Source organism: Paracoccus sp. TD-10 (assembly GCF_048270675.1).
In the GTDB taxonomy this organism is placed as follows: domain Bacteria; phylum Pseudomonadota; class Alphaproteobacteria; order Rhodobacterales; family Rhodobacteraceae; genus Paracoccus; species Paracoccus pantotrophus.
In genome coordinates, this window is the sequence record NZ_CP182418.1 from 1,398,660 (window position 1) to 1,420,358 (window position 21,699).

General features: G+C 66.6%; 20 protein-coding genes, 1 tRNA gene and 1 pseudogene. 14 read left to right on the top strand and 8 right to left on the bottom strand.

What is annotated here, in order from left to right; all coding sequences use genetic code 11:
- Nucleotides 1–32: 32 nt before the first annotated feature.
- The 4 genes from ACNKFW_RS06910 to ACNKFW_RS06925 form a co-directional block, all read right to left on the bottom strand.
- The gene (locus ACNKFW_RS06910) at nt 33–1,166 is read right to left on the bottom strand and encodes an OpgC domain-containing protein (RefSeq protein ID WP_024844508.1); all 1,134 of its coding nucleotides are present in this window, start codon (nt 1,164–1,166) and stop codon (nt 33–35) included.
- Entirely contained in the window at nt 1,163–3,328 is a 2,166-nt protein-coding gene (gene mdoH / locus ACNKFW_RS06915; protein WP_231486747.1) for a glucans biosynthesis glucosyltransferase MdoH, read from the bottom strand. The genes ACNKFW_RS06910 and mdoH overlap by 4 nt, the downstream gene beginning before the upstream one ends.
- Before the next feature lie 5 nt (nt 3,329–3,333).
- Entirely contained in the window at nt 3,334–4,875 is a 1,542-nt protein-coding gene (locus ACNKFW_RS06920; protein WP_244314589.1) for a glucan biosynthesis protein G, read from the bottom strand.
- 225 nt (nt 4,876–5,100) lie between these two features.
- Nucleotides 5,101–6,003, bottom strand: a complete 903-nt coding sequence (locus tag ACNKFW_RS06925) for a hypothetical protein (RefSeq protein ID WP_024844505.1) — start codon at nt 6,001–6,003, stop codon at nt 5,101–5,103.
- A 138-nt stretch (nt 6,004–6,141) separates the two neighbouring features.
- Between ACNKFW_RS06925 and ACNKFW_RS06930 the strand changes: the two genes are divergently transcribed.
- The 4 genes from ACNKFW_RS06930 (at nt 6,142) to ACNKFW_RS06945 (ending at nt 8,663) form a co-directional block, all read left to right on the top strand.
- A complete protein-coding gene (locus ACNKFW_RS06930; RefSeq protein WP_231486740.1) occupies nt 6,142–6,531 on the top strand; it encodes a hypothetical protein in 390 nt (129 codons plus the stop codon).
- Nucleotides 6,528–7,190: a response regulator transcription factor gene (locus tag ACNKFW_RS06935; RefSeq protein WP_147427989.1), complete on the top strand. Its 663-nt coding sequence runs from the start codon at nt 6,528–6,530 to the stop codon at nt 7,188–7,190. The genes ACNKFW_RS06930 and ACNKFW_RS06935 overlap by 4 nt, the downstream gene beginning before the upstream one ends.
- The gene (locus ACNKFW_RS06940) at nt 7,187–8,527 is read left to right on the top strand and encodes an ATP-binding protein (protein WP_147427988.1); all 1,341 of its coding nucleotides are present in this window, start codon (nt 7,187–7,189) and stop codon (nt 8,525–8,527) included. The genes ACNKFW_RS06935 and ACNKFW_RS06940 overlap by 4 nt, the downstream gene beginning before the upstream one ends.
- Before the next feature lie 46 nt (nt 8,528–8,573).
- Nucleotides 8,574–8,663: transfer RNA gene (locus ACNKFW_RS06945), tRNA-Ser, on the top strand.
- A 139-nt stretch (nt 8,664–8,802) separates the two neighbouring features.
- Here the strand turns inward: ACNKFW_RS06945 and ACNKFW_RS06950 are convergent.
- A complete protein-coding gene (locus tag ACNKFW_RS06950; protein WP_036747541.1) occupies nt 8,803–9,075 on the bottom strand; it encodes a helix-turn-helix domain-containing protein in 273 nt (90 codons plus the stop codon).
- Between the two features lie 498 nt (nt 9,076–9,573).
- On the opposite strand from ACNKFW_RS06950, the gene ACNKFW_RS06955 reads away from it, so the two are divergent.
- Genes ACNKFW_RS06955 through ACNKFW_RS06965 form a run of 3 tightly spaced genes read left to right on the top strand, consistent with a single transcriptional unit; the run spans nt 9,574 to nt 10,702 of the window.
- On the top strand, nt 9,574–9,873 hold the full coding sequence (locus tag ACNKFW_RS06955) for a hypothetical protein (RefSeq protein WP_036765112.1): 300 nt from the start codon (nt 9,574–9,576) through the stop codon (nt 9,871–9,873).
- Between the two features lie 8 nt (nt 9,874–9,881).
- Nucleotides 9,882–10,085 (top strand): hypothetical protein, encoded by a 204-nt coding sequence (locus ACNKFW_RS06960; RefSeq protein WP_143091255.1) that lies wholly within the window; start codon nt 9,882–9,884, stop codon nt 10,083–10,085.
- Nucleotides 10,086–10,087: 2 nt separating this feature from the next.
- A complete protein-coding gene (locus tag ACNKFW_RS06965) occupies nt 10,088–10,702 on the top strand; it encodes a DUF3800 domain-containing protein (protein WP_418024098.1) in 615 nt (204 codons plus the stop codon).
- On the opposite strand, the gene ACNKFW_RS06970 is transcribed toward ACNKFW_RS06965, so the two are convergent.
- A protein-coding gene (locus ACNKFW_RS06970; protein ID WP_418024099.1) for an IS3 family transposase occupies nt 10,648–11,837 on the bottom strand; the annotation gives its coding sequence in 2 pieces (ribosomal slippage) (nt 10,648–11,585 and nt 11,585–11,837; 1,191 coding nt in all). The two genes, ACNKFW_RS06965 and ACNKFW_RS06970, sit on opposite strands and share 55 nt — an antisense overlap.
- 14 nt (nt 11,838–11,851) lie before the next feature.
- On the opposite strand from ACNKFW_RS06970, the gene ACNKFW_RS06975 reads away from it, so the two are divergent.
- The 7 genes from ACNKFW_RS06975 to ACNKFW_RS07005 all read left to right on the top strand — a co-directional run bounded on the left by ACNKFW_RS06975 (nt 11,852) and on the right by ACNKFW_RS07005 (nt 19,746).
- Nucleotides 11,852–12,091, top strand: coding sequence for a DUF3800 domain-containing protein (locus tag ACNKFW_RS06975; RefSeq protein ID WP_418024829.1), 240 nt, complete (start codon nt 11,852–11,854; stop codon nt 12,089–12,091).
- A 679-nt stretch (nt 12,092–12,770) separates the two neighbouring features.
- Entirely contained in the window at nt 12,771–13,256 is a 486-nt protein-coding gene (glmS, locus tag ACNKFW_RS06980) for a methylaspartate mutase subunit S (protein WP_051419836.1), read from the top strand.
- Nucleotides 13,257–13,274: 18 nt separating this feature from the next.
- On the top strand, nt 13,275–14,726 hold the full coding sequence (locus ACNKFW_RS06985; RefSeq protein ID WP_147427986.1) for a methylaspartate mutase subunit E: 1,452 nt from the start codon (nt 13,275–13,277) through the stop codon (nt 14,724–14,726).
- A gap of 27 nt (nt 14,727–14,753) precedes the next feature.
- Nucleotides 14,754–16,001, top strand: a complete 1,248-nt coding sequence (locus tag ACNKFW_RS06990; RefSeq protein ID WP_147427985.1) for a methylaspartate ammonia-lyase — start codon at nt 14,754–14,756, stop codon at nt 15,999–16,001.
- On the top strand, nt 16,001–17,161 hold the full coding sequence (locus tag ACNKFW_RS06995; protein ID WP_167521772.1) for a CaiB/BaiF CoA transferase family protein: 1,161 nt from the start codon (nt 16,001–16,003) through the stop codon (nt 17,159–17,161). The genes ACNKFW_RS06990 and ACNKFW_RS06995 overlap by 1 nt, the downstream gene beginning before the upstream one ends.
- Nucleotides 17,158–18,762: a FumA C-terminus/TtdB family hydratase beta subunit gene (locus ACNKFW_RS07000; protein ID WP_167521773.1), complete on the top strand. Its 1,605-nt coding sequence runs from the start codon at nt 17,158–17,160 to the stop codon at nt 18,760–18,762. The genes ACNKFW_RS06995 and ACNKFW_RS07000 overlap by 4 nt, the downstream gene beginning before the upstream one ends.
- Nucleotides 18,763–18,801: 39 nt before the next feature.
- Entirely contained in the window at nt 18,802–19,746 is a 945-nt protein-coding gene (locus ACNKFW_RS07005) for a LysR family transcriptional regulator (protein WP_051419838.1), read from the top strand.
- Nucleotides 19,747–19,768: 22 nt separating this feature from the next.
- Here the strand turns inward: ACNKFW_RS07005 and ACNKFW_RS07010 are convergent, their stop codons facing one another.
- Both ACNKFW_RS07010 and ACNKFW_RS07015 read right to left on the bottom strand, forming a co-directional pair.
- On the bottom strand, nt 19,769–20,455 hold the full coding sequence (locus tag ACNKFW_RS07010) for a GntR family transcriptional regulator (protein WP_244314590.1): 687 nt from the start codon (nt 20,453–20,455) through the stop codon (nt 19,769–19,771).
- A gap of 81 nt (nt 20,456–20,536) precedes the next feature.
- A pseudogene (locus ACNKFW_RS07015) lies at nt 20,537–21,699 on the bottom strand (NAD(P)/FAD-dependent oxidoreductase).

Here is a 21,699-nt window from a genome sequence, read left to right on the forward strand (position 1 = left end):
GGGGGCGGCCAAGGCAAGCCGCGCGGCACGCCCTAGCCCAGCCCGAGCCTTGCCCGCAACGGCGGCAGCCAGGTTTCCCGCCGCATCCAGACCGCCGATATGGTCCAGAAGGCCACGACCAGCCAGAGGTCGATGGCCAGCCGCAGCCAGAAGTTCAGCGGCCCCGCCGGCGCCGACATGTCCAGCGCATCGCCCCAGATCGACAGCATCACGCAGGCGATAAACGAGAAAAGCCCGCCGCGCCCGATCTCGGCCAGCGCCTCGCCCGGCGCGGTGGCGGCCATCCAGGCAAAGGGCCGCGCCAGGGGCACCGCGACGATCCAGCTTGCCGCAAGAATGGCGGTGAAACGCATGAAATCCAACGACCATTTGTCGATGCCGCCGGTGATCTGGCGCAGGAACTGGCTGACGGGCTTGGCCGGCGCGCCGATCTTCCAGGCGATCACGATGGTCAGACCGAACAGCAGCACGCCGACCGACACCCAGGTCAGCAATGCCGAGTGGCGCCGCAGGACCGGCATGATCCGCTCGCGAAACGCGCCCATGGCGACGCCGGCAAAGAACAGCATCTGCCAGCCGAAGGGGTTGAACAGCAGCCCCGGCCCCGGCCGCTGGTTGGGGATCAGCGCGTTCAGCGGCAAGGCAAAGATCCAGACCACCACCGAAACCGCCATGGCAAGCCAGGGCCAGCGCAGCATGAAGGGCACCGTCACCGGCACGGTGGCGATCAGCAGCACGTAAAGCGCCAGCACGTCGAGCAGGTTGGGCTGCATCCACATCAGCGCCACGGTGGCGACATAGCCGATGGGATGCTCGACGATCCAGCGCGCATATTGGAACCAGACCGCGGTATGGTTCATCTGCAGCTTGAACAGCAGCGCCGAGAACAGCGCCAGCAGGATCGCCCCGGCGATCAGCGCCAGCCAGACCTGCGCGGCGCGGCGCAGGAAGCGGATCTGCGCGGCCCGGCGTCCCTCGCGCGCCTCGACCTTGACCCAGACCATGCCGACCAGGAATCCCGACAGCAGCACGAACAGCTCGGCCGCGTCGAAGACGGCGAAATTGGTCAGCGTCAGCTTGCGCAGCACGCCGATCGGCATGTGGTCCAGCATGATGCAGACCAGCGCATAGCCGCGCAGCATGTCCAGGGCGACGATACGGTTCATTGTGGCAACTTCGCGAAGGCTTCGATCAGTGCGCGGTTCTCGATCAGCGCCAGCTGCTCGGCCGGGCCGAGGAAGCGCAGCGCCTGCGCCTGCGAGGCGGCATGGCCGATCTTGGCCTCGGCCGAGATGGCATCCAGCCGCTCCTCGACCGGGACGCGCGGGGCTTCGGGCAAAAGCGCCAGGATGTGCGCGCGCAGCGCCGCATCCCGCCCCAGCGCCCCCAGGCCGTCGCGCGGCAGCCCGCCGGCAATGCGGAAATCCAGCATGTTTGCGGCGGTCAGCAGCTCGGGCGGCTCGCGCTCCTCGGGGGTGACAAGCAGGCCCTGCCGGCGTGCCCAGCGGCCGAAGACCGGGCTGGCCGACCAGCGCGAGGTCAGCGGCGACAGGATCAGCCCGGCCAGGATCGGCGACAGCCAGACCAGTTGCCAGGGCGACAGAAAGGCCAGCACCACCAGCGTTGCGATCCCCAGCGCGACATGCAGCGCATGGCGGCGCAGCACGACATGCCAAGGCGGCATCTGCCCGGCGCGGACCTGCGCCTCCCAGCCGGAATCGCGGCCGCGCAGGATCTCGATGATCTGCCGGGTCTGGATCAGCATCTGCACCGGCGCGATCAGCGCCGAAAGCACGATCTCGAACATGGCCGAGGCCAGAAGCCGCACATTGCCGCCCGAATCCTTGGCCAAAGGCCGCAGCCAGGCGCGGAAGATGGCGATGAACTTGGGCACCAGCAGGAAGGACATGGCGGCGACGAACAGCCACAGCATCCGCACCGGGTCGAAGGTCGGCCAGGTCGGGAACAGCTGGTAGGTCTGCGGGAAATAATCCGGCCGCGACAGCAGCACATTGGCCGACAGCGCCAACCCGACCAGGATCATCATCAGCCAGATCGGCGACATCAGGAAGCCCAGGATGCCGATGACGAAATGCACCCGGCTGATCCAGGCGAAGCCGCGCGAAAAGATCAGCCGCGCATGCTGCAGGTTGCCCTGCGCCCAGCGGCGCTCGCGCACGGCCATGTCCAGCAGCGTCGGCGGGCAGCCTTCGAAGCTCTGGCGCAGGTCGTGGTCCAGCCGCACCTTCCAGCCGGCGCGCCGCAGCAGCGCGGCCTCGACGAAGTCGTGGCTCAGGATGGTGCCGCCAAAGGGCGGCCTGCCCGGCAGTTCCGGCAGCCCGCAGCATTGCGCGAAGGCCTCGACGCGGATGATGGCGTTATGGCCCCAGAAATTGCCGCTGTCGCCCGACCAGGCGGCGACGCCGCGGGCAATGGCGGGCCCATAGATGCGGCCGGCGAATTGCGTCAGCCGGGCGAAGATGGTCTGGCCGCCGACCAGCATCGGCATGGTCTGGATCAACCCGACCGCCGGATCGGCATTCATCCGCGCCGACAGCGCCCTGATCGTCGCGGCCCCGACCACGCTGTCGGCGTCCAGCACCACCATCTGGTCGTAGCGCCCGCCCCAGCGGCGCACGAAATCGCCGACATTGCCGGCCTTGCGCCCCTTGTTCGAACGGCGGCGGCGATACCAGACCGGCACCGGCGAGATGTCGCGCAGCCGGCTGATCGCCGCCATCTCCTCGAAGACGGCCCGTGGCTCGTAGCTGTCCGACAGCACGAAGATCTCGGCCCGATCGCCCAGCCCCTCGCGATGGAGGTCGCGCGCCAGCGCCGCCAGCAGGCCCGCCGTCGCCGCCGCATTCTCGTGATAGACCGGCATGACCACGGCGAGGCGCGCCTGGTTCGGCCCCTCCGGGGTGCGCAGCCGCCGCGCGAAGATGCCCGAGACCATCGAGGTAAAGGAAAACCCGACCCAGGTGAAGGTCAGCGCGAACAGCACCAGCAGCACCGATTGCAGCCAGGTCATGTTCGCGCCGAAGGTCAGCATCATCTGCCGCCAGCCCAGCCAGGCGATCGCCGCCGCGCCGCCAAAGGCCGTCAGCCGCGCCGCAATGGCACCAGGCGAGGGCCAGCGGCTGTCCGGTCCCAAAGGCGGGCGGCCGCGGAAATCCTGCTCGGGCATGTCCAGCGGCGCCTCGGGCGGCGTCGCCGGGCCTTGGAATTGCGGCAGGTCCAGCGCCTCCCAGCCGTCATCCGCGGACAGAGGCAGGGACCGGGTCCGGCTGGCCGGATACCGGTCCGGCTTACTGTGGGGCGCGCCCATGTCGCTCACTCGCGCGTCCAGCGGGCGATCCAGGTCTCGCTGAGCGGGCCTTCGGGGCCGTTCAGCACCGCCGAAAGATCGGCCAGCTTGGCGCCTTCGGGCAGGTATTCGAAGGCCAGCCGCATCCGGCCCTGCTCGGGCAGGCGCAGCAGATAGCTGTGCCCGATCCGCCCGGCCGAGGCGCGCAGCTGCGGCACCGGATCGTCCGAGCCGAACAGCCCCAGGTCGAAATCGACGATATAGGTGCGGCCGTTGGGATTGTTGATCGCCTTGCCGGACATGGTTTCGACAACGCGGGAAATCGGTGCGCTGTCAGGGACTTCCGCTGCAAATGTCAAAATGTAGTTGAAGTCGTAGCGATTGCCCTTGCGCAGCGTGTCGGCCGGCTGCCAGAACGAGACGATATTGTCGTTGAACTCGTTCTCGACCGGGATCTCGATCAGGGTGACGGTGCCCTTGCCCCAGTTGTCCTGCGGCGCGATCCAGGCCGATGGCCGTTTTTCATAGCGCGCCTCGGCATCCTTGTAGGATTCGAAGTCCCGCGCCCGCTGTGCCAGGCCGAAGCCCAGCGGATCATTGTCCATGAAGGCCGAGACCTGCAATGTCCTGTGTCCCGACAACACCCGCCAGAGCCGCTGCTCGCCCCCGGTCAGCATCTGCAAGCCGTCGCTGTCATGCACGGCGGGTCGATAATCGTCCACGCGCGAGCGGTCGGCCGGCCCGAACCAGTACATCGAGGTCAGCGGCGCGATGCCGGCGTTGCGCATGTCCTGGCGCGGGAACAGCGCGACGCGGGTGTCGAAGACGGTCTCGGCGCCGGGCGTGATGCGGAACTCGAAAGCGCCCGAGACCGAGCGGCTGTCCAGCAGCGCATGAACCAGCACGGAACGGTCCTGGGGTCCGGGCTTGTGGATCCAGAAGCCGCGGAACAGCGGGAATTCCTCGCCCTCGGCGCTGCCGGTGCCGATGGCCAGACCGCGTGCCGACAGGCCGTAAAGGGTGCCCCGCGACACGGCGCGGAAATAGCTGGCGCCCTGGAACACGGCGATCTCGTCCATGACATCGGGCCGGTTCAGCGGCGCGCGGATGCGAAACCCCGACCAGCCCATGTCGCCCAGCGTCTCGTAATCGACCCCGTCGGGGAATTGCGCCGGGTCGAAGTCGAACATGTGCGGATCGAAGCGGACCGGGATCACCACCCCCTCCTCGACCAGCGCGATGTCCACCGGCTCGTGGAAGATCGCGCCGGGCGGCAGCAGGTCCAGCGCGAAATCGCGGCTGCCGGCCCAGGGATCGCGATCGCGGCGGAACCGGATGCCGCGATACTGGTCATAGGTCAGGTTGGCGAAGCTGCCGACCAGTTCGGCATCGCGGTATTCGTAGGGTTTGGCGGCCAGTTCCCTGGCCATCGCGGCGACATCCTCGAAGCCGAAGGGCTGGGGCGCGGCCTCCTCGGCCGGCGCGGCGGCGGCTTCCGGCTGGGCTTCGGGGCCTTCCTGCGCCAGGGCCGCCCCCAGCGAGGCAGAAAGCGCGCTGACAGCCGTCATGGCCGCACCGGCAGAAAGGACAAATTCACGACGACGCATCGACCGACCCCAATGTTTCGGGCAGGAAAGCCCGGAAATTCCGGGGGGATTTCGCATTGCCGCGCGCATCAGGCAAGCCTTTTCGCGCCGAAAGGCAGGGTCTTGCCGAGAGTTGATCGGAATCGCCGCGCCAAAGGGCCGCGCCGGCTGGAAAGCCCGCGCGGCCCGATGCGCCTGCAACCTGCCTCAGCGGTTGATTTCCCGCGTGACCTGCCCCTTGGGGTTCAGTTCGACCGCGACCGGCTCGCCCTCGGGGTTGACCGCCTGGGCCACGACGCGCGGCCCGTCCTGCATGATCTCGCCGATGCGGCTGTAGCCGGCCGAGGTCAGCGCCATGCGCACCTCGCCCCGGTCAAGCTGGACCGGCGCCAGCGCCCCCTGGCGCTGCGGCGCGGGCGCCTCGGGTGCCTGGGGCGCGGCGCCGGCGGGCGGCGGCGGCATGTCGCGCCCCGGCCCGCGATCCCAGCCGCGCTCGGCCCCGCGATCCCCGCGCGGCCCATGATCCCAGCCCCGCGGGCCGTCGCCGCGGTGATGGCCGCGGCGCTTGTCTGCGCGGTCATGGTCGCGCTTGCCGTGCCAGCCCTTGCCGCGCTCGGCATCGCCGCGGCCAAAGCGCATCAGCGTGCCGTCCTGGGTAAAGGCCGCCCGCGCCCCCAGCTTGCCGTCGCCCTGCCCGGCCAGCATCACCCCGCGCTCGCCCGAAAACACCGCCTTCAGGCCGCCCAGCTCGCCGAAAACCGCGCTGTCGCGCACGGGCTGCGGCACCAGCTGATCGACCAGTGCCTGCGGCAGCACGCCCTCGCCCTTGGCGCGCAGGCCGCGCAGCTGGCCCTTGTCGTCCAGCATGGCGTCGATCTGCGTGCCGTCGGGCAGCTTGCCCTCCAGCCGGGTGGCGCCGCGCGGGCCGCGCTTGCTGGTCACGTCGGTCAGCCCGGCATCCTGCAAGGCCCGCGGCAGCGCGACCGGCGCCTGGGCCTGGGCTTCGGCCGCGGGCGGGGGCGCGGCGGGCGTCTCTTGCGCCAGCACGGGGGCCGAGAACGCCGCCAGCAGGGCCGAAAGCGCGATCGAGGTCGAGAGTTTTCTGCTCATCTCTGGTTCCTTCCTTATCGGGGCATCCTGATCGGCCCCGGACGAATCGGGTGATAGCCCCAGTCGCGCCAACCAAAGACCAACGACCCGTTTGGCTTTCGTTTGGATTTCCCCCATTACATAGGGCCGATGAACCGCATGCGCATCATATCCCTGTCGTTGCCCGTCGCGCTGGCGCTGGCGCTGAACGCGCTGGCCGAGGATCGCGGCCACGACCGCGGCCCGCCCTGGCCCGAGGATTGGGCGCCCGAGTTCGAAAGCCTCCAGCGCCACGATTCCCGCATCCTGCCGCTCAACCGCGCCGCCGAAATCGTCGCGGAACGGTTCCGCGGCCGGCTGATCGCGGCGCGCATCGTGCCGCCCACCCCCGACGAGCGGGCGAAGGGCGTGATCCTGGTGCATGAGCTGCGCCTGCTGACGCCGAAACGGGACGTGCTGCTGATCCGGCTGGACGCGCATGGCGGCGATTTCCTGGAGGTCGCGGGCGCGGGCCTGACCGATGCCCGGCGAAAGGGGACGAAGCCATGAAATGCCTGATCGTCGAGGATGACCCGACGCTGTCCTCGCAGCTGGCAGCCGCCATGCGCGACGGCGGCTTTGCCTGCGACATCGCCGCCGACGGCACCCAGGGCGAGTTCCTGGGCTCGACCGAGACCTACGACCTGGCGATCCTGGACCTGGGCCTGCCCGGCCTGCCGGGGATCGAGGTGCTGACCCGCTGGCGCGAGGGCGGCGTGACCATGCCGGTGCTGATCCTGACCGCGCGCGGCGACTGGACCGACAAGGTGGCGGGGTTCCGCGCCGGCGCGGACGATTACGCGGTGAAGCCCTTCCGGCTGGAAGAGGTGGTGATCCGCGCCCAGACCCTGGTGCGCCGTGCCGCCGGCCATGCCCAGGCGGTGATCAAGGCCGGGCCGTTGCGGCTTGACACCCAGCTGGGCGTCATCACCCGCAACGGGCTGGCGTTGAAGCTGACGGCGTTCGAGACCCGCATCCTCGCCTATCTGATCCATCACCAGAACCGCGTGGTCAGCCGCAGCGAATTGTCCGACCACCTTTACGATTCCGCCGCCGACCGCGACTTCAAGTCCATCGAGGTGGTGATTGGCCGGTTGCGCAGGAAGATCGGCGAGGGCCTGATCGAGACCCGGCGCGGCGAGGGCTATGTGCTGAGGACCGCCGCTTGATCCTGCCGCGCGATTCGATCCGCGCCCGGCTGATCGGGCTGGCGGCGCTGCTGACCGGGGTGGCGCTGGTCGCGGGCTATCTTGCCATCGCCGCGATCCTCGAGGATTTCATCACCGGCCGCTTCGACGCCGAGACCGGGGCGGTGGCCGATGCCTTGATCGCCGGCGCCGGGATCGACGCGGACGGCCGGCTGGTTGCCGGCCCCGCCCCGACCGATCCGCGTTTCCAGATGCCGCTGTCGGGCTGGTTCTGGCAATTGACGCAGGACGGCCAGGTGGCGGCGAAATCGCCCTCGCTCTTCGACAACGTGCTGAACCCGCCCGAGGCGGATTTCCAGGGCGGCCCCGGCCTTGGCCCGGCCGGCGAGCCCTTGCGGGTCGCGCGCCATGTCTTCACCCTGCCCGGCTCGGCCTCGGTCCTGGCCGTGACCGTGACCGCGCCGCGGGCCGAGATTGATGCCGCCATGGCACGGCTGCGCCGGCCGCTGGCGATCTCGCTGGCCGTGCTGGGGCTGGCGCTGGCCGCGGCAAGCCTGCTGCAAGTGGCTGCGGGGCTGCGCAGCCTGGACCGGCTCGGCCGCGACCTGCGCCGCATTCGCGCCGGCCAGGCCGAGGCGCTGCCCCTGCCCGCCGTGGCCGAATTGCGCCCCGTCGCCGCCGAGATCAACGCGCTGCTTGAGCAGAACCGCGCCGTCCTCGCCCGCGCGCGCGAGCATGTCGGCAACCTGGCGCATTCGCTGAAGACGCCGCTGGCGGCGCTGGACAATGCGCTGCCGCCCGACCATCCCGGCCACGCGTTGATCGCGCGCATGGACCGCCAGATCGGCTGGCACCTGCGGCGCGCGCGCAGCTCGGCCGCGCCGCGGCTGCTGGGCCAGCGCACCCCGGCCGCACCGGTCATCCAGGACATCCTGCTGGTGCTGGGCGGCCCGATCCGCGAGGCCGGCCTGCGGGTCGATATCTGCGCCGATGCCGATGCCGGCTTCGCCGGCGAGCGGCAGGATCTCGAGGAGATGATCGGCAACCTGGTCGAAAACGCGGTGAAATGGGCCTCCTCGGCGATCCGCATCACCGCGCGGGTCGACGGCGACCAGCTGCACATCCTGATCGAGGACGACGGCCCCGGCATGTCTGATCAGGATCATGCCCTGGCGCTGACCCGCGGCGCCCGGTTGGACGAGGCCGGCCCGCCCGGCACCGGCCTTGGCCTGGCCATCGTCGCCGACCTGGCGGCGCTGCATGGCGGCGCGCTGATGCTGGATCGCTCGGCGCTGGGGGGATTGTGTGCGGGGTTGCGGCTGCCGGCGGCTGTCGCTCCGACGGCGCGGCGCGGCTAGATTCCGCTTGCCTCGCCCCTTGCACCAGCCTATCCCGGCGCGGCCTGGAAGCGTGGCCGAGTGGTTTAAGGCTCTGGTCTTGAAAACCAGCGTGGGGGAGACCCCACCGTGGGTTCGAATCCCACCGCTTCCGCCATTTCCAGTTGATATTTATAAGAAAAATTGCCATTCAGGCGATATACCCGCCATAAAGCCCGCCTTTATATTTGCGGTTGGCTGCTACCGATTGCGGTCGTGAGTGATGCGGATGGGCCACGCCTTGGGATGGATTGGGGCTAGCCTCTTCCCCGCCCGCGCGATCTGTCGCTGGGCCGTGAGCGCACCAGGACGGTTGCCCCGTGGCGGCTGCTTTCGATCTGCCCGGCGGCGATCCAGTTCATCACCGTGCGGCGCGTCACGCCCACTTGCTCGGCATATTCGTGGGCCGTCACCCATTCAGGCATGGGCGACATGCGCACGGCGCGGATCTCGTTGCGAAGTGCAACCAGTTCGGCCTTTATCTCGGCAAGCGCGTCGGGATCGACAGCGATCAGGATTCGTTCGGACATTTGCGGCCCTTTCCGCAAGGATTTCTGCATCTGGGGGCTGAGCGCCCGAGAACGCCCATTCAGAGATGCGCGGGGCGTCATTATAGCGAAGCCAAGGTCGCCATCCAGCGCGCTCATCTTGGACACAGGTAGGGTGAGGCATAAGCCGCCGCCCCGCCCTGTAGGCTTGACGGTCATCTGGCCATCGCTCAGATTGTGGGAGCTAGGGCAGTCAGAGCGAGAAAATGGCGAGACGAGGCAATGTTCAGCCGATATTCGTGCGGCTCGAAACTGCTGCAAAGCTCCTTGATATGACGCCAAAGGAGTTCGCCGACCTTGTTAATCATGGGTCTTTGCCCGGTCCCTGCAAGATAGGGACTCATCAGCGATGGTCCGTCGAGCAAATCAAGGCAATCGTTGACGGCACGGCCATCCGGCTTGAGGATGAGTTTGAGGCGTAGGAACGGCCAGCAACCCCATCAGAGGGCCCGCCGCTCCCCCGGCCGAGAGGAACAGAACATGCGTTTCACGACAAGCTTGATCATCGCGTCGGCGCTGATGGCGCCAGCCCTTCCAGCGTCCGCTGCACTGAGCGGCTACTGGGACAGTTCGAAAATCCTGCATGCGGTGCTGGGCGACAACCGGCTGGCCGACGCCCTCAAGCAGCAGCCCATCGAGCGCATCGAAAAGACAGCCGAGGGATACGAGGTCAGCAGCCGGGATTGCACGGTGCAGGTCAGGGTCACATCCAGCGTGCCTGACCATCCGGGACCGACCCGCCACACCCTCAGCATTGGCAAGGGGCGGTGCCAGCAGTAATGCCCGAGTTGAGCACCGAGGACGCTGAACAGATCGAGGACGCCCTGCGCGCTGCGCTGCTGGACGTGCTGGTGAACATGGGAAAGGTGCTGCTGACGACGCCGGAAGGGCGGGCCGAGGCGGCACGGTCGATGCTGGACCAAGCCGAGCGAGCGCACCCTGCCGTGGCCGCGGTGTTCAGGGAGGCGGCGGAGAAGGTGAGGGGCGCATAGTCGTGGAATATTCTGATTACATTGTATTTGTTGACGAGAGCGGCGACCACAGCCTCACCTCCATCGACCCGGAGTTCCCGGCCTTCTCGCTGGCATTTTGTGTAATCAAGAAGAAGGACTATTGCGAGAAAATCATCCCAGCGGTTCAGGGGCTCAAATTCAAGTATTGGGGCCACGACTCCATCGTTCTTCACGAGCACGAAATTCGGAAAACTAAGGGCGACTTCGCTTTTCTGCGCACGGATCCAAACGTCAGAGCGGCCTTTATGTCTGATCTGTCCCAGATCATGGCCGATGCCCCATTCCAGATCATCGCATCGGTGATCGACAAGCACGGGCTTGTGGCGCGGTATCCTCGACCGTGGAGCCCATATAGGCTCGCCTTACAATTCTGCCTTGAGCGGCTCTTGCTGTTTTGTAGGGAGGTTCAGCAGACCAACAAGACAACGCACGTGGTATTCGAGTGCAGGGGCCCGTCCGAAGATCGGGATCTGGAACTGGAGTTCCGCAGGGTTGTCGCCGGAGAACGAGACTGGGGTTGGGTTGACCTGCCCCTGAACTTTCATCCAGCGGCAACTGGAGCCCGGTTGCTATTTACGCCAATCGGCGCGGATTGAGCAATCGCCCGACGCGCGGAGCTTTCATCTCGCGCAGCGGGGCGGGCGATTGCGGTGGTCAGGGTGCGCGCATAGTCGACTGGGGTCTGGTAACCCAAGGCCGAATGCGGGCGATCGGTGTTGTAGTCGGTCACCCAAGCCGCGATTACGACGCGAGCGTGAGCCAGATTGCGGAACATGGTCTCATTGAGCAACTCGTCCCGCATCCGCCCATTGAAACTTTCCACGAAGCCATTCTGCATAGGTTTGCCCGGCGCGATGTAATGCCACTCGATCTCGTGCTCGGCGCACCACTTCAGAATGGCATTCGAGGTCAGCTCTGTTCCGTTGTCGGATACGATCATGCCGGGTCGACCACGCCGTTCGATCAGCGCGGTCAACTCCCGTGCCACCCTTCGGCCTGAAATCGACGTGTCGGGGATTGCCGCCAAGCATTCCCGGGTCACGTCATCGACGATGTTCAGCACCCGGAATCTTCGCCCGCAATCGAACTGGTCATGGACGAAATCCAGCGACCAGCGTGCATTGGGCCGCGCCTCGACCAGGATCGGCGCCCGTGTCCCGATGGCTTTGCGCCGAGCCTTCCGTTTGCGCACCGTCAACCCTTCCTCGCGATACAAACGGTAGACCCGATTGATCCCGGAAGGCTCCCCCTCGCGTCGCAACAGGATGAAGAGTCGCCGATAGCCGAACCGACGGCGCTCATTGGCGAGCTCTCGCAGCCGCCCACGCAATTCCGTGTCGGGCCGGCGTTGTGACTGATAGCGGATCATCTTCCGATCCGCACCGGCGATGAGGCAGGCCCGTCGTTCCGACAGGCCGTGCTCAGCCTGCAGATATGCGACGGCTTCGCGCTTCACGGCGGGCCCTACCACTTTTTTGAAACCAGGTCCTTCATTGCCGCCAGGTCGAGCATCTGTTCGGCCAGCAGCTTCTTCAGCTTCGCGTTCTCGTCCTCGAGCGCCTTTAGCCGCTTCGCCTCCGACACGGTCATGCCGCCGAACTTGGCCTTCCAGTTGTAAAAGGTGCCTTCCGACATGCCGTGCTTGCGGCACAGATCGGCACACTTCGCACCGGCCTCATGCTCGGCCAGGATGCTGATGATCTGCTCGTCCGTAAATCGCGTTCGCTTCATTGTCCGTCCTCAAGTTGGGCCGGACTCTAATCGCATCTGGAGGAAAAATCCCGTGGCAGGTCAGGGTCAATCGAAACTTTGGAGATGTTGATTTTCAACCAATTTTCTCAAAGAAATCAGAGAACTCAGTTGGCTTGCAACTCGCAGACCTGACGGCCAGACCTATAGCGATAAATGTGCTGCGCCCTCAGCAAGCCAACAGGGCTTTCGATATCATCGCCCCGAAAATCAGGAATCGGAAGACATTCCCATGAACGAGGAGGCCCCAGACATGCCGGAGCCCCCTAGTCGACCGGGAAAAGCCCAATCCTTGCCATCAACATAGTGATTGGCACTATGGATTGCAACGATTCTGGGGGCCTTCTAGGAACGCAGTTGAACATGCGGTAACGACACCGCCCCGCTCCGGCGGGGCTTCTTCGTTCTGGGCCTGTGGAAGGCCAACATATATCAACGCCGAATCGCATCCCATGATGGCCCTGCAGCGAAGCAGGAGCACATCATGGGCAAGAAGCGAGCAACAACAGATCTGTGGCTGGCAAGGATGGTAGCGGTCCTTGCCATCATAAGGCAAGTCATCTGGATAGCCGACAGGGTTCTGTGACAGAGTGCAGTGATAGGGCTTCGTGCTGCGCGCACCGTCAGGCTGTTGATCGATGCCGGCGCCGATGTCGAGCATGCTGGCCGAAAAGCTCGAACAGCTGCCCGAGGCCGCCTGCCAGCCCGGCGATCACCGGCAACATCATGTCGGTGGATGGAAATGGCCAGCATTTCACGGATCGGTCCCATGCCTGCGATGCAGGCCTGCATAAGCGGCCGGCACGAAAAAGATAAATATTTATTACCTGTCAATAATGTTCATTCACAAAACTTGACCCAACGGGGGTGATTCCCCTACCCCTCGGCGCAGGTTCATTGCGAAGGGGAGGAACCATGCTGGAGGCGGTCTCGGAATACCGGGTCATCCTGGGGGTCATCGGCGCCGATTGCCATGCGGTCGGCAACAAGATCATCACCGCCGTGCTGAGCCGGAACGGTATCGAGGTGGTGAACCTGGGCGTCATGGTCAGCCAGGACGAGTTCATCCAGGCTGCCATCGAGGAAAGGGCCGATGCCATCCTCGTCTCGTCGATCTATGGCCATGGCGAGATCGACTGCCAGGGCTTGCGCGATCGCTGCGAGGAGCGCGGGCTGGGCGAGATCCTGCTTTATGTCGGCGGCAACCTGGTGATCGGCAAGCGCGCCTTCGCCGAGGTCGAGCAGCGTTTCCTCGAGATGGGCTTCGACCGGGTGTTTCCGCCGACCGTGCGGCTCGAGGATGTGGTCGAGCTGCTCAAGACCGACATCCAGAGCCGCCGCCCGCTGGCCTATGGCCACAACTCCGCCGCCTTCGGCATCACCGAACGCCTGTCGGCCTGATCCAGCATTTCCGAACCCATGACCGAGATCACCAATACCCGCCTGGACGACGCCACATTCGACGCCGAGCGCCGCGAGGTGCTGCAGACCTGGTCCACCGGCCCCGATGTCGATTTCGACGCCGGCGTGCGCCTGCAGGAGGCGCTGCCCGAGGCCAAGCGCTTCCCGCTGGCGCTCAGCCGCGCCGATGCCGAGAACCGCACCCTGCTGCAACCCCGCGCCGGGGTGGCCCTGCTGCGCGAACATATCGTGCTGCTGAACGGGCTTGCCCCCCATTGCGACGTGCTGCCGACGACCATCGACGCCTATACCCGCCACAACCGCTATGCCGAGGCGCAGGAAGGCATCGACCGCTCGCGCGCGGCAGGCACCTCGCTGCTGAACGGCTTTCCGGCGGTCAACCATGGCGTCGACGGCTGCCGGCGGCTGGTCGAGGCGGTGGAAAAGCCGGTGCAGGTCCGGCACGGCACGCCCGATGCCCGGCTGCTGGCCGAGATCACGCTTTGCGCCGGGTTTTCCAGCTATGAGGGCGGCGGGATCTCCTACAACATCCCCTATGCCAAGCGCGTGCCGCTGGAACGCTCGATCCGGCACTGGCAATATTGCGACCGGCTGGTCGGCCGCTACGAAGAGGCCGGCATCCGCATCAACCGCGAGCCCTTCGGCCCGCTGACCGGTACCTTGGTGCCGCCCTTCGTCTCGCATGTGGTGGCGATCCTCGAAGGACTTCTGGCGCTGGAACAGGGGGTCAGGTGCCTGACGCTGGGGTACGGCCAGGCCGGCAACCTGGTGCAGGACATCGCCGCGCTGCGGTCCTTGCGCAAGCTGGCGCATCACTACTTCCTGAACGCGGGCTATGGCGATTACCAGCTGACCACCGTCTTCCACCAATGGATGGGCGGTTTCCCCGAGGACGAGGCGCAGGCGACGGCGGTGATCTGCCTGGGGGCGCTGGTCGCCAAGCAGGCCCGCGCCACCAAGATCATCGTCAAGACCCCGCACGAAGCCAGCGGCGTGCCGACCATGGAGGCCAACCAGGCCGGGCTGAAGGCGACGCGGCAGATGGTCAACATGATCGCCGACCAGAACCGCGTCGATGGCCCCGAGATCAATGCCGAGGTCGAGATCATCGAGGCCGAGGTCCATGCCGTCATGCGCCAGATCCTGAAGCTGGGTCGCGGCGACATCGCCCGCGGCGCGGTCGAGGCCTTCCGCGTGGGCGTCATGGACATCCCCTTCGCGCCCGCCGCCGCCAATCTGGGCAAGCTGACGCCGGTGCGCGACAATCACGGCGCCATCCGCATCTATGACGCGGGCAACGTGCCCCTGCCCCGCGACGTGCTGGCCTGGCACCGCGACAAGATCGCCGAACGCGCCCGCGCCGAGGGCCGCGAGGCCTCGTTCAACATGGTGGTGGACGATGTCCGCGCCATCTCTGCCAGCAAGCTGGTCGGCCGCCCCGCCGCCTGACACTCCAGACAAGCCGAGAGACATCACATGCACATCAGGAAAGTCCATTTCGCGCCGGGCTTCGCCTCGTTCTATTTCGACGACCAGGCGGCCATCAAGGCCGGCGCGCCCATGGACGGGTTCGTCTATAGCGGCGCGCCGCTGACCGGCGGCTTCGACGGCATCCGCCAGCGCGGCGAAAGCATCTCGATCCTGCTGGAGCTGGAGAACGGCCAGATCGCCGAGGGCGATTGCGCCGCCGTGCAATATTCCGGCGCCGGCGGACGCGATCCGCTGTTCACCGCCGCCCGCTTCATCCCGCTGCTGCGCCGGCATCTGGCGCCGCTGCTGGAAGGGCGCGCGGTCGGCAGCTTTCGCGACAATGCCGCCTTCTTCGATGCACTCGAGGTCGAGGGCCGGCCGCTGCATACCGCGATCCGCTACGGCCTGTCGCAGGCGCTGCTGGACGCGACCGCCAGGGCCACGGGACGGATGAAGTTCCAGGTCATCTGCGACGAATGGGATCTGCCGGTGGTGGCGGCGCCGCTGTCGCTGTTCGGGCAAAGCGGCGACGACCGCTATGCGGCGGTGGACAAGATGATCCTGAAGCGCGTCGATGCGCTGCCGCACGGGCTGATCAACAACGTGGAAAAGAAACTGGGCGAGACCGGCGCCAAGCTCGCCGAATATGTCGGCTGGCTGTCGCAGCGCATCCGCAGCCTGCGCTCTGACGCCTCCTACAACCCGGTGCTGCATATCGATGTCTATGGCACCGTCGGGCTGATCTTCCAGAACGACGCCGAACGCATCGCGGATTATCTGGCCTCGCTGGAAAAGCGCGCCGCACCCTTCCGGCTTTATATCGAGGGGCCGGCGGATGCGGGCTCGAAGCCGGGGCAGATCGCGCTGCTCGCCGCGATCCGCAAGGCGCTGGCGGCGCGGCGAAGCAATGTCAGGATCGTCGCCGACGAATGGTGCAACACCTATCAGGATGTGGTCGATTTCGTCGATTCCGGCTGCTGCGACATGGTGCAGATCAAGACCCCCGACCTGGGCGGCATCCACAACACCATCGATGCGGTGCTTTATTGCAAGGCCCGCGGCGTCGAAGCCTATCAGGGCGGCACCTGCAACGAGACCGACATCTCGGCCCGCGCCTGCCTGCATGCCGCGCTCGCCACCCGGCCCGACCGGGTGCTGGTCAAGCCCGGCATGGGCTTCGACGAAGGCATGACCATCGTCGCCAACGAGATGAACCGCGTCCTCGCGGTGCTGGAAACGAGGCGCGCAAGCTGATGACGGCCACACCTCTGCAACCCTATGCCGGCCTGCTGGTCGTCTCGCTGGAACAGGCGGTGGCGGCACCGCTGGCCTCGTGCCATTTCGCCCGGGGCGGCGCGCGGGTCATCAAGATCGAGCGCGAGACCGGCGATTTCGCCCGCCAATACGACAGCGCGGTCAAGGGCACGGCCTCTTATTTCGCCTGGGCCAACCACGGCAAGGAAAGCCTGTGCCTGGACATCAAGGACACGCGGGACGCGGCGCTGCTGCACGACATCCTCGACCGGGCGGATGTGTTCATCCAGAACCTCGCCCCCGGCGCCGTCGCCCGCGCGGGCTTCGGATCCGAGGCGCTGCGCCGGCGCAATCCGCGGCTGATCATCTGCGACATCAGCGGCTATGGCGAGGACGGCGCATACCGCGACATGAAGGCCTATGACTTCCTGGTGCAATGCGAAAGCGGGCTGGTGGCGGTCAACGGCGCGCCGGGCCATCCCGGCCGCATCGGCGTCTCGGTCTGCGACATCGGCGCCGGCATGAACGCGGTCATCGGCATCCAGAAGGCGCTTTACGCCCGCAGCATCACCGGCGAGGGCAGCGCGGTGAAGCTGTCGCTCTTCGACACCGCCGCCGACTGGATGACCGTGCCGCTGATGCATGCGGTCTATGCTGGCAAGGCGCCGCAGCCGGCCGGGCTGCACCATCCCTCGATCGCGCCCTATGGCGGCTTTCGCACCGCCGATGGCGAGGTGCTGGCGATCTCGGTCCAGAACGAGCGCGAATGGGCCAGCCTCTGCGAGGGCGTCTTCGGCCGGCCCGAGCTGGCCCGCGACCCGCGTTTCTGCGACGCCGCGCGGCGGGTCGCGAACCGCGCCGCGCTGGACGCCATCGTCGCCGGATTCTTCGCCGCCCGCAGCCGGGCCGAGCTGGAATCCCTGCTGCGCGAAGCCGCCATCGCCTATGGCGCGGTCAATTCGGTGGAGCGCTTCGCCCAGCATCCGCAACTGCGCCGCGCCCCGGTCACGCTGGAGGACGGGGCCGAGGCGCATCTGGTCGCCCCGCCCGTCCGCCACAGCTTCGAGCCCGAGACCCCGCATCTGGGCCGCGTCCCGGGCTTGGGCGAGCACAGCGCCGCCATCCGCGCCGAATTCGCCCGGATCGGAGAGACGGCATGACCCGGATGGTCCAGCTTGCCGAGACACCCTTCCGCCACCTCGGCACCGACGGGCTGACGGAGATGCGGGTCGGCGACGAGTGCTTCCTGCGCGTCTCGGCCGAGGCGATCCGCCGGCTGACCGTCGCCGCCTTCGGCGATGTCTCGCACCTGCTGCGCCCCGGCCACCTGGCGCAGCTGTGCGCCATCCTCGACGATCCCGAGGCGTCGCAGAACGACCGCTACGTGGCGCTGGAGCTGATCAAGAACGCGGTGATCGCGGCCGGGCGGGAATTTCCCAGCTGCCAGGACACCGGCACCGCCATCGTCACCGGCAAGAAGGGTCAGAACCTGCTGGTCCGGGGCGACTTGCACCAGGCGCTCAGCGACGGCATCCGCGACACCTGGGCCAGCCGCAACCTGCGGTTTTCGCAGATGGCGCCGCTGACCATGTATGAGGAGAAGAACACCGGCACCAACCTGCCCGCGCAGATCGACATCGAGGCCGTGGGCGGGGACGCGCTGGAACTGCTGTTCATGGCCAAGGGCGGCGGCTCGGCCAACAAGACCTTCCTGTTCCAGCAGACCCGCCGCCTGCTGGAGCCCGAGCGGCTGCTGGCCTTTTTCGACGAAAGGATCCGCACACTGGGGACCACGGCCTGCCCGCCCTATCACCTGGCCATCGTCATCGGCGGGCTGTCGGCCGAGCAATGCCTCAAGACCGTCAAGCTGGCCTCGGCGCGCGAACTCGACGGCCTGCCGACGACCGGCAGCCCGGACGGCCGCGCCTTCCGCGACCTGGAACTGGAGGGCCAGATCCTCGGCCTGACCCGCGCCATGGGGCTGGGCGCACAATTCGGCGGCAAGTATTTCTGCCATGACGTGCGGGTGATCCGCCTGCCCCGCCATGGCGGCAGCCTGCCGGTCGGCATGGGGGTCAGCTGCTCGGCCGACCGGCAGATCCGCGGCCGCATCGACCGCGACGGGCTCTGGCTGGAGGCGCTGGAGCGCGACCCGGCCCGCTTCCTGCCCGAGGGCGGCACGGGCGGGGCGGCGCCCGCGCGCATCGACCTTGACCAGCCGATGGATGCGATCTGCGCGGCGCTGTCGCAGCTCACGGTCGGCACGCCGGTGCTGATGTCGGGCACGATGATCGTGGCCCGCGACCTGGTCCATGCCGAACTGGCGCGATTGATGCGCGAGGGCAAGCCATTGCCCGGCTATCTGCGCGACCATCCGGTCTATTACGCCGGCCCGGCCCGGACGCCGCAGGGCCATGCCTCGGGTTCCTTCGGGCCGACCACGGCGGCGCGCATGGACCCCTATGTGCCCGAGCTTCAGGCGCAGGGCGCGTCAAGGGTGATGATCGCCAAGGGCAACCGCGCCCCCGAGGTGGTGGCCAGCTGCAAGCGGCATGGCGGCTTCTACCTGGGATCGGTCGGCGGCGCCGCGGCGGTGCTGGGCCGCGACGTGATCAAAAGCGTGGAGGTGCTCGATTTTGCCGAGTTCGGCATGGAGGCGGTCTGGCGCATCCGGGTCGAGGATTTCCCCGCCTTCGTCGTCACCGACGACAAGGGCAACGACTTCTTTACCCGCAAGCCGGACTTGACCGCGCCCGGCTGACGCGCCACCAGTTCAACCGGGGCAATACGGGGATGCGGATTGGACGAGGCCGGCGAAAAGATCACCTTGCGGCAGATGCAGATCTTCCTGGCCGCCGTCGAAAGCCGCAGCTTCAACCGCGCGGCCGAAAAGCTGTCGCTGTCGCCTCCCGCGGTCTCGATGCAGATGAGCCGGCTGGCCGAGGCGCTTGGCGCCACGCTGTTCGTCAAGGACGGCCGCTCGGTGCAGCCGACCCAGACCGCCACCGCCCTGGTTCCCTATGCCGAGCGGCTGGCCGAGACCCTGCGCGAGGCGGTGCATGTCGTCGAGCAGATGCAGGGCCGGCTGGACAACCAGGTGCGGGTGGCGATGGTCTCGACGGCGCGGAACTTCGGCCCGCAGCTGGTGCAGCAATTCCTGCGCCAGCGCCCCGCGGCGCAGGTCGAGATCAGCATCGCCAACCGCGACGGCGTGATCGCCCAGTTGCAGGAGGACCGGGCCGACCTGGCGCTGATGGGCCGCCCGCCGCGGCGGATCGAGGTCACGGCCCACCAATTCGCCAAGCACCCTTACGTGCTGATCAGCAATCCCGAGCATCCGCTGACCCGCTTTCGCCGCATCCGCCGCGCCGATCTGGTCATGCACCGCTTCCTGGTGCGCGAAAGCGGCTCGGGCACCCGCATGGTGCATGAGCATTTCTTCCGCGAGGCCGGCCTGCCGCTGCCGCCGGCGCAGGAGATGGACAGCAACGCCAACATCAAGCAGGCGGTGATGGCGAACATGGGGCTGGCCTTCCTCTCCGCCCACACCATCGCGCTGGAGCGGCAGGCCGGCAAGCTGAGCGTCTTGAGCGTCGACGGCATGCCGCAGCTGCGCGACTGGTTCGTGGTCTATCCGCGCCGCAAGACGCTCGGCCCGGCCGCGCGCGAGTTCCGCGACTTCGTCACAACAGACGGCCCCGCCTTCATGCGCCAGTTCTTCGGAGAGGATTACGGCGCGGAATAGCGCCGGAAAAGCGGGCAGAAGTTCACCTGCGGCGCAATCGCGCGGCGGTTTCCTTCTTCGTCGTCTCGATATGCTGGCGCATCAGATCGACGGCTTTCTCGACCTCGCCGGCCTTGCAGGCATCCAGAATCCGGTGATGTTCCTGATGCGGCCTTTCTAGACCAGAGGTCTCGGTAACCAGCAGGCGGGTCACGGGGCCGATACGGGCGCGCAGATCGTCGATCATCTGAAGCAGCAGCGGGTTGTCGCAGGGGTCGTAAAGCGCCTGATGAAAGCGGACATTCAGATCGCTCCAGGTCGAGATATCCGTGCTTTCCCCATATTCGGCAAGGATCCTGTCCGCCTTGTCGAAATCCGAATGGACCATGTGCGGGATGGCGAGTTCCAGCGCCTTGCATTCCAGCGCCACACGGATGTCCAGCAGGTTGAGGATTTCGTGCGGCGTCAATTCCCGCACCGTCGCCCCCTTGTTCTTGCGAAAGGTCACGAAACCATCGACCTCCAGGCGCAGCAGCGCCTCGCGCACCGGGATCTTGCTGACTCCGTGGTTGCGGGCAATCTCATCCTGGCGCAAAGGTTCTCCCGGCAGCAGATCCCCTGCCATGATCGCGGATTTGAGCGCGTCGTAAATGGGCTCTGCCGTCACCTGCGTCGCCTTGTTGCCTGACATCCAATCGCTCCTACCTATGAACGTATAATATTTCTCCAAATATGATGCGTTCTGCCGAAATAAACAACATCCCGGATGGGTCCAAGGCCATCCGGGATGTGCATTCGCGCAAGTGTGCGATCAGATGATGCCGCGTTCCAGCAGAGGCTTGTTGTCGAGCAGTCGCTGCCAGCCCAGACGGGACAGGTCGATGGTCTCGTATCGCCCCTTCAGGATCAGTTCGGCCATCGCCCGGCCACAGCCCGGAGCATGCATCAGCCCGTGACCGGAGAACCCGGCCAGCATGTGAAAGTTGCCCAATCCGTCGGCACCGGGACCGATGATGACATTGCCGTCGAAATCGTTCTGGTCATACAGGCCCGGCAACGTCGCCTTGCATTTCGTCTTCTCGAATTGCGGGAAACGGTGGGCGAGCGCCGGCCAGACCACGTTCTCGAAATAGTCGTGATCGGGCTCCATATTGTAGCCGCGCGGCTCCAGCAGGGTCGGCACGCCGCCGGAATAGCCCTTGCCCTCTGGGCGGAAGGCCAGCCGTTCGGGATCCTTGAGATAAGGCAGCGGCTCGATGGGGTCTTCGGATTCGAAATAATGCTCGAAGCGGCGCAGCGGCTCGATCGGCACGCTGAAGCCCAGCATGGCACAAGGTTCCTTGGCCCAGGCACCGGCGGCGTTCACGACATGCCCGGCCTCGATCCGCAGGCCGGATGCGCAGGTGATCGCGGTGACCTGCGCCCCCTGCCGTTCCAGCCCCGTCACTTCCTCGGCCAGAAACTCGGCGCCGAGCGATTGGGCCTTCTTGCGAAAGCCCATCAGCACGGAATGCGGGTCCAGCCATCCGTCATCGGGCGAAAGTACGGCGGCGCCAAGGTCGCCGACATACATGGACGGGAAACGGTGCTTGATCTCGTCCGGCTCCAGCCAGATCACGTTGCAGCCGAGGCTCTGCTCGGTATCGTAATTCTCCTTCAGCATATCGGTCGCCGACGGGGGACGATGAAGATATAGCCGCCCTTCTTGAAACCGATCTCGGCGGGTTGCCCATCGATCGCCATGGTCTGCGAGAAATTCTCGAAGAAGGGAATGGAATAGTTTGACAACTCTATATTTTCAGGAAGAGAGAACAGCCGCCGAACCCCGCCCGAGGCACGCGGCGTCGAGGCGATCTCGTAGGTCGGGTCGCGTTCGATCACCGTGACGCGAACGCTCGGGTCCATCGTCCTGATGTAATAGGCGACTGCCGAGCCCATGGCGCCGCCACCAATGATTGCCACATCCGTTTTCAT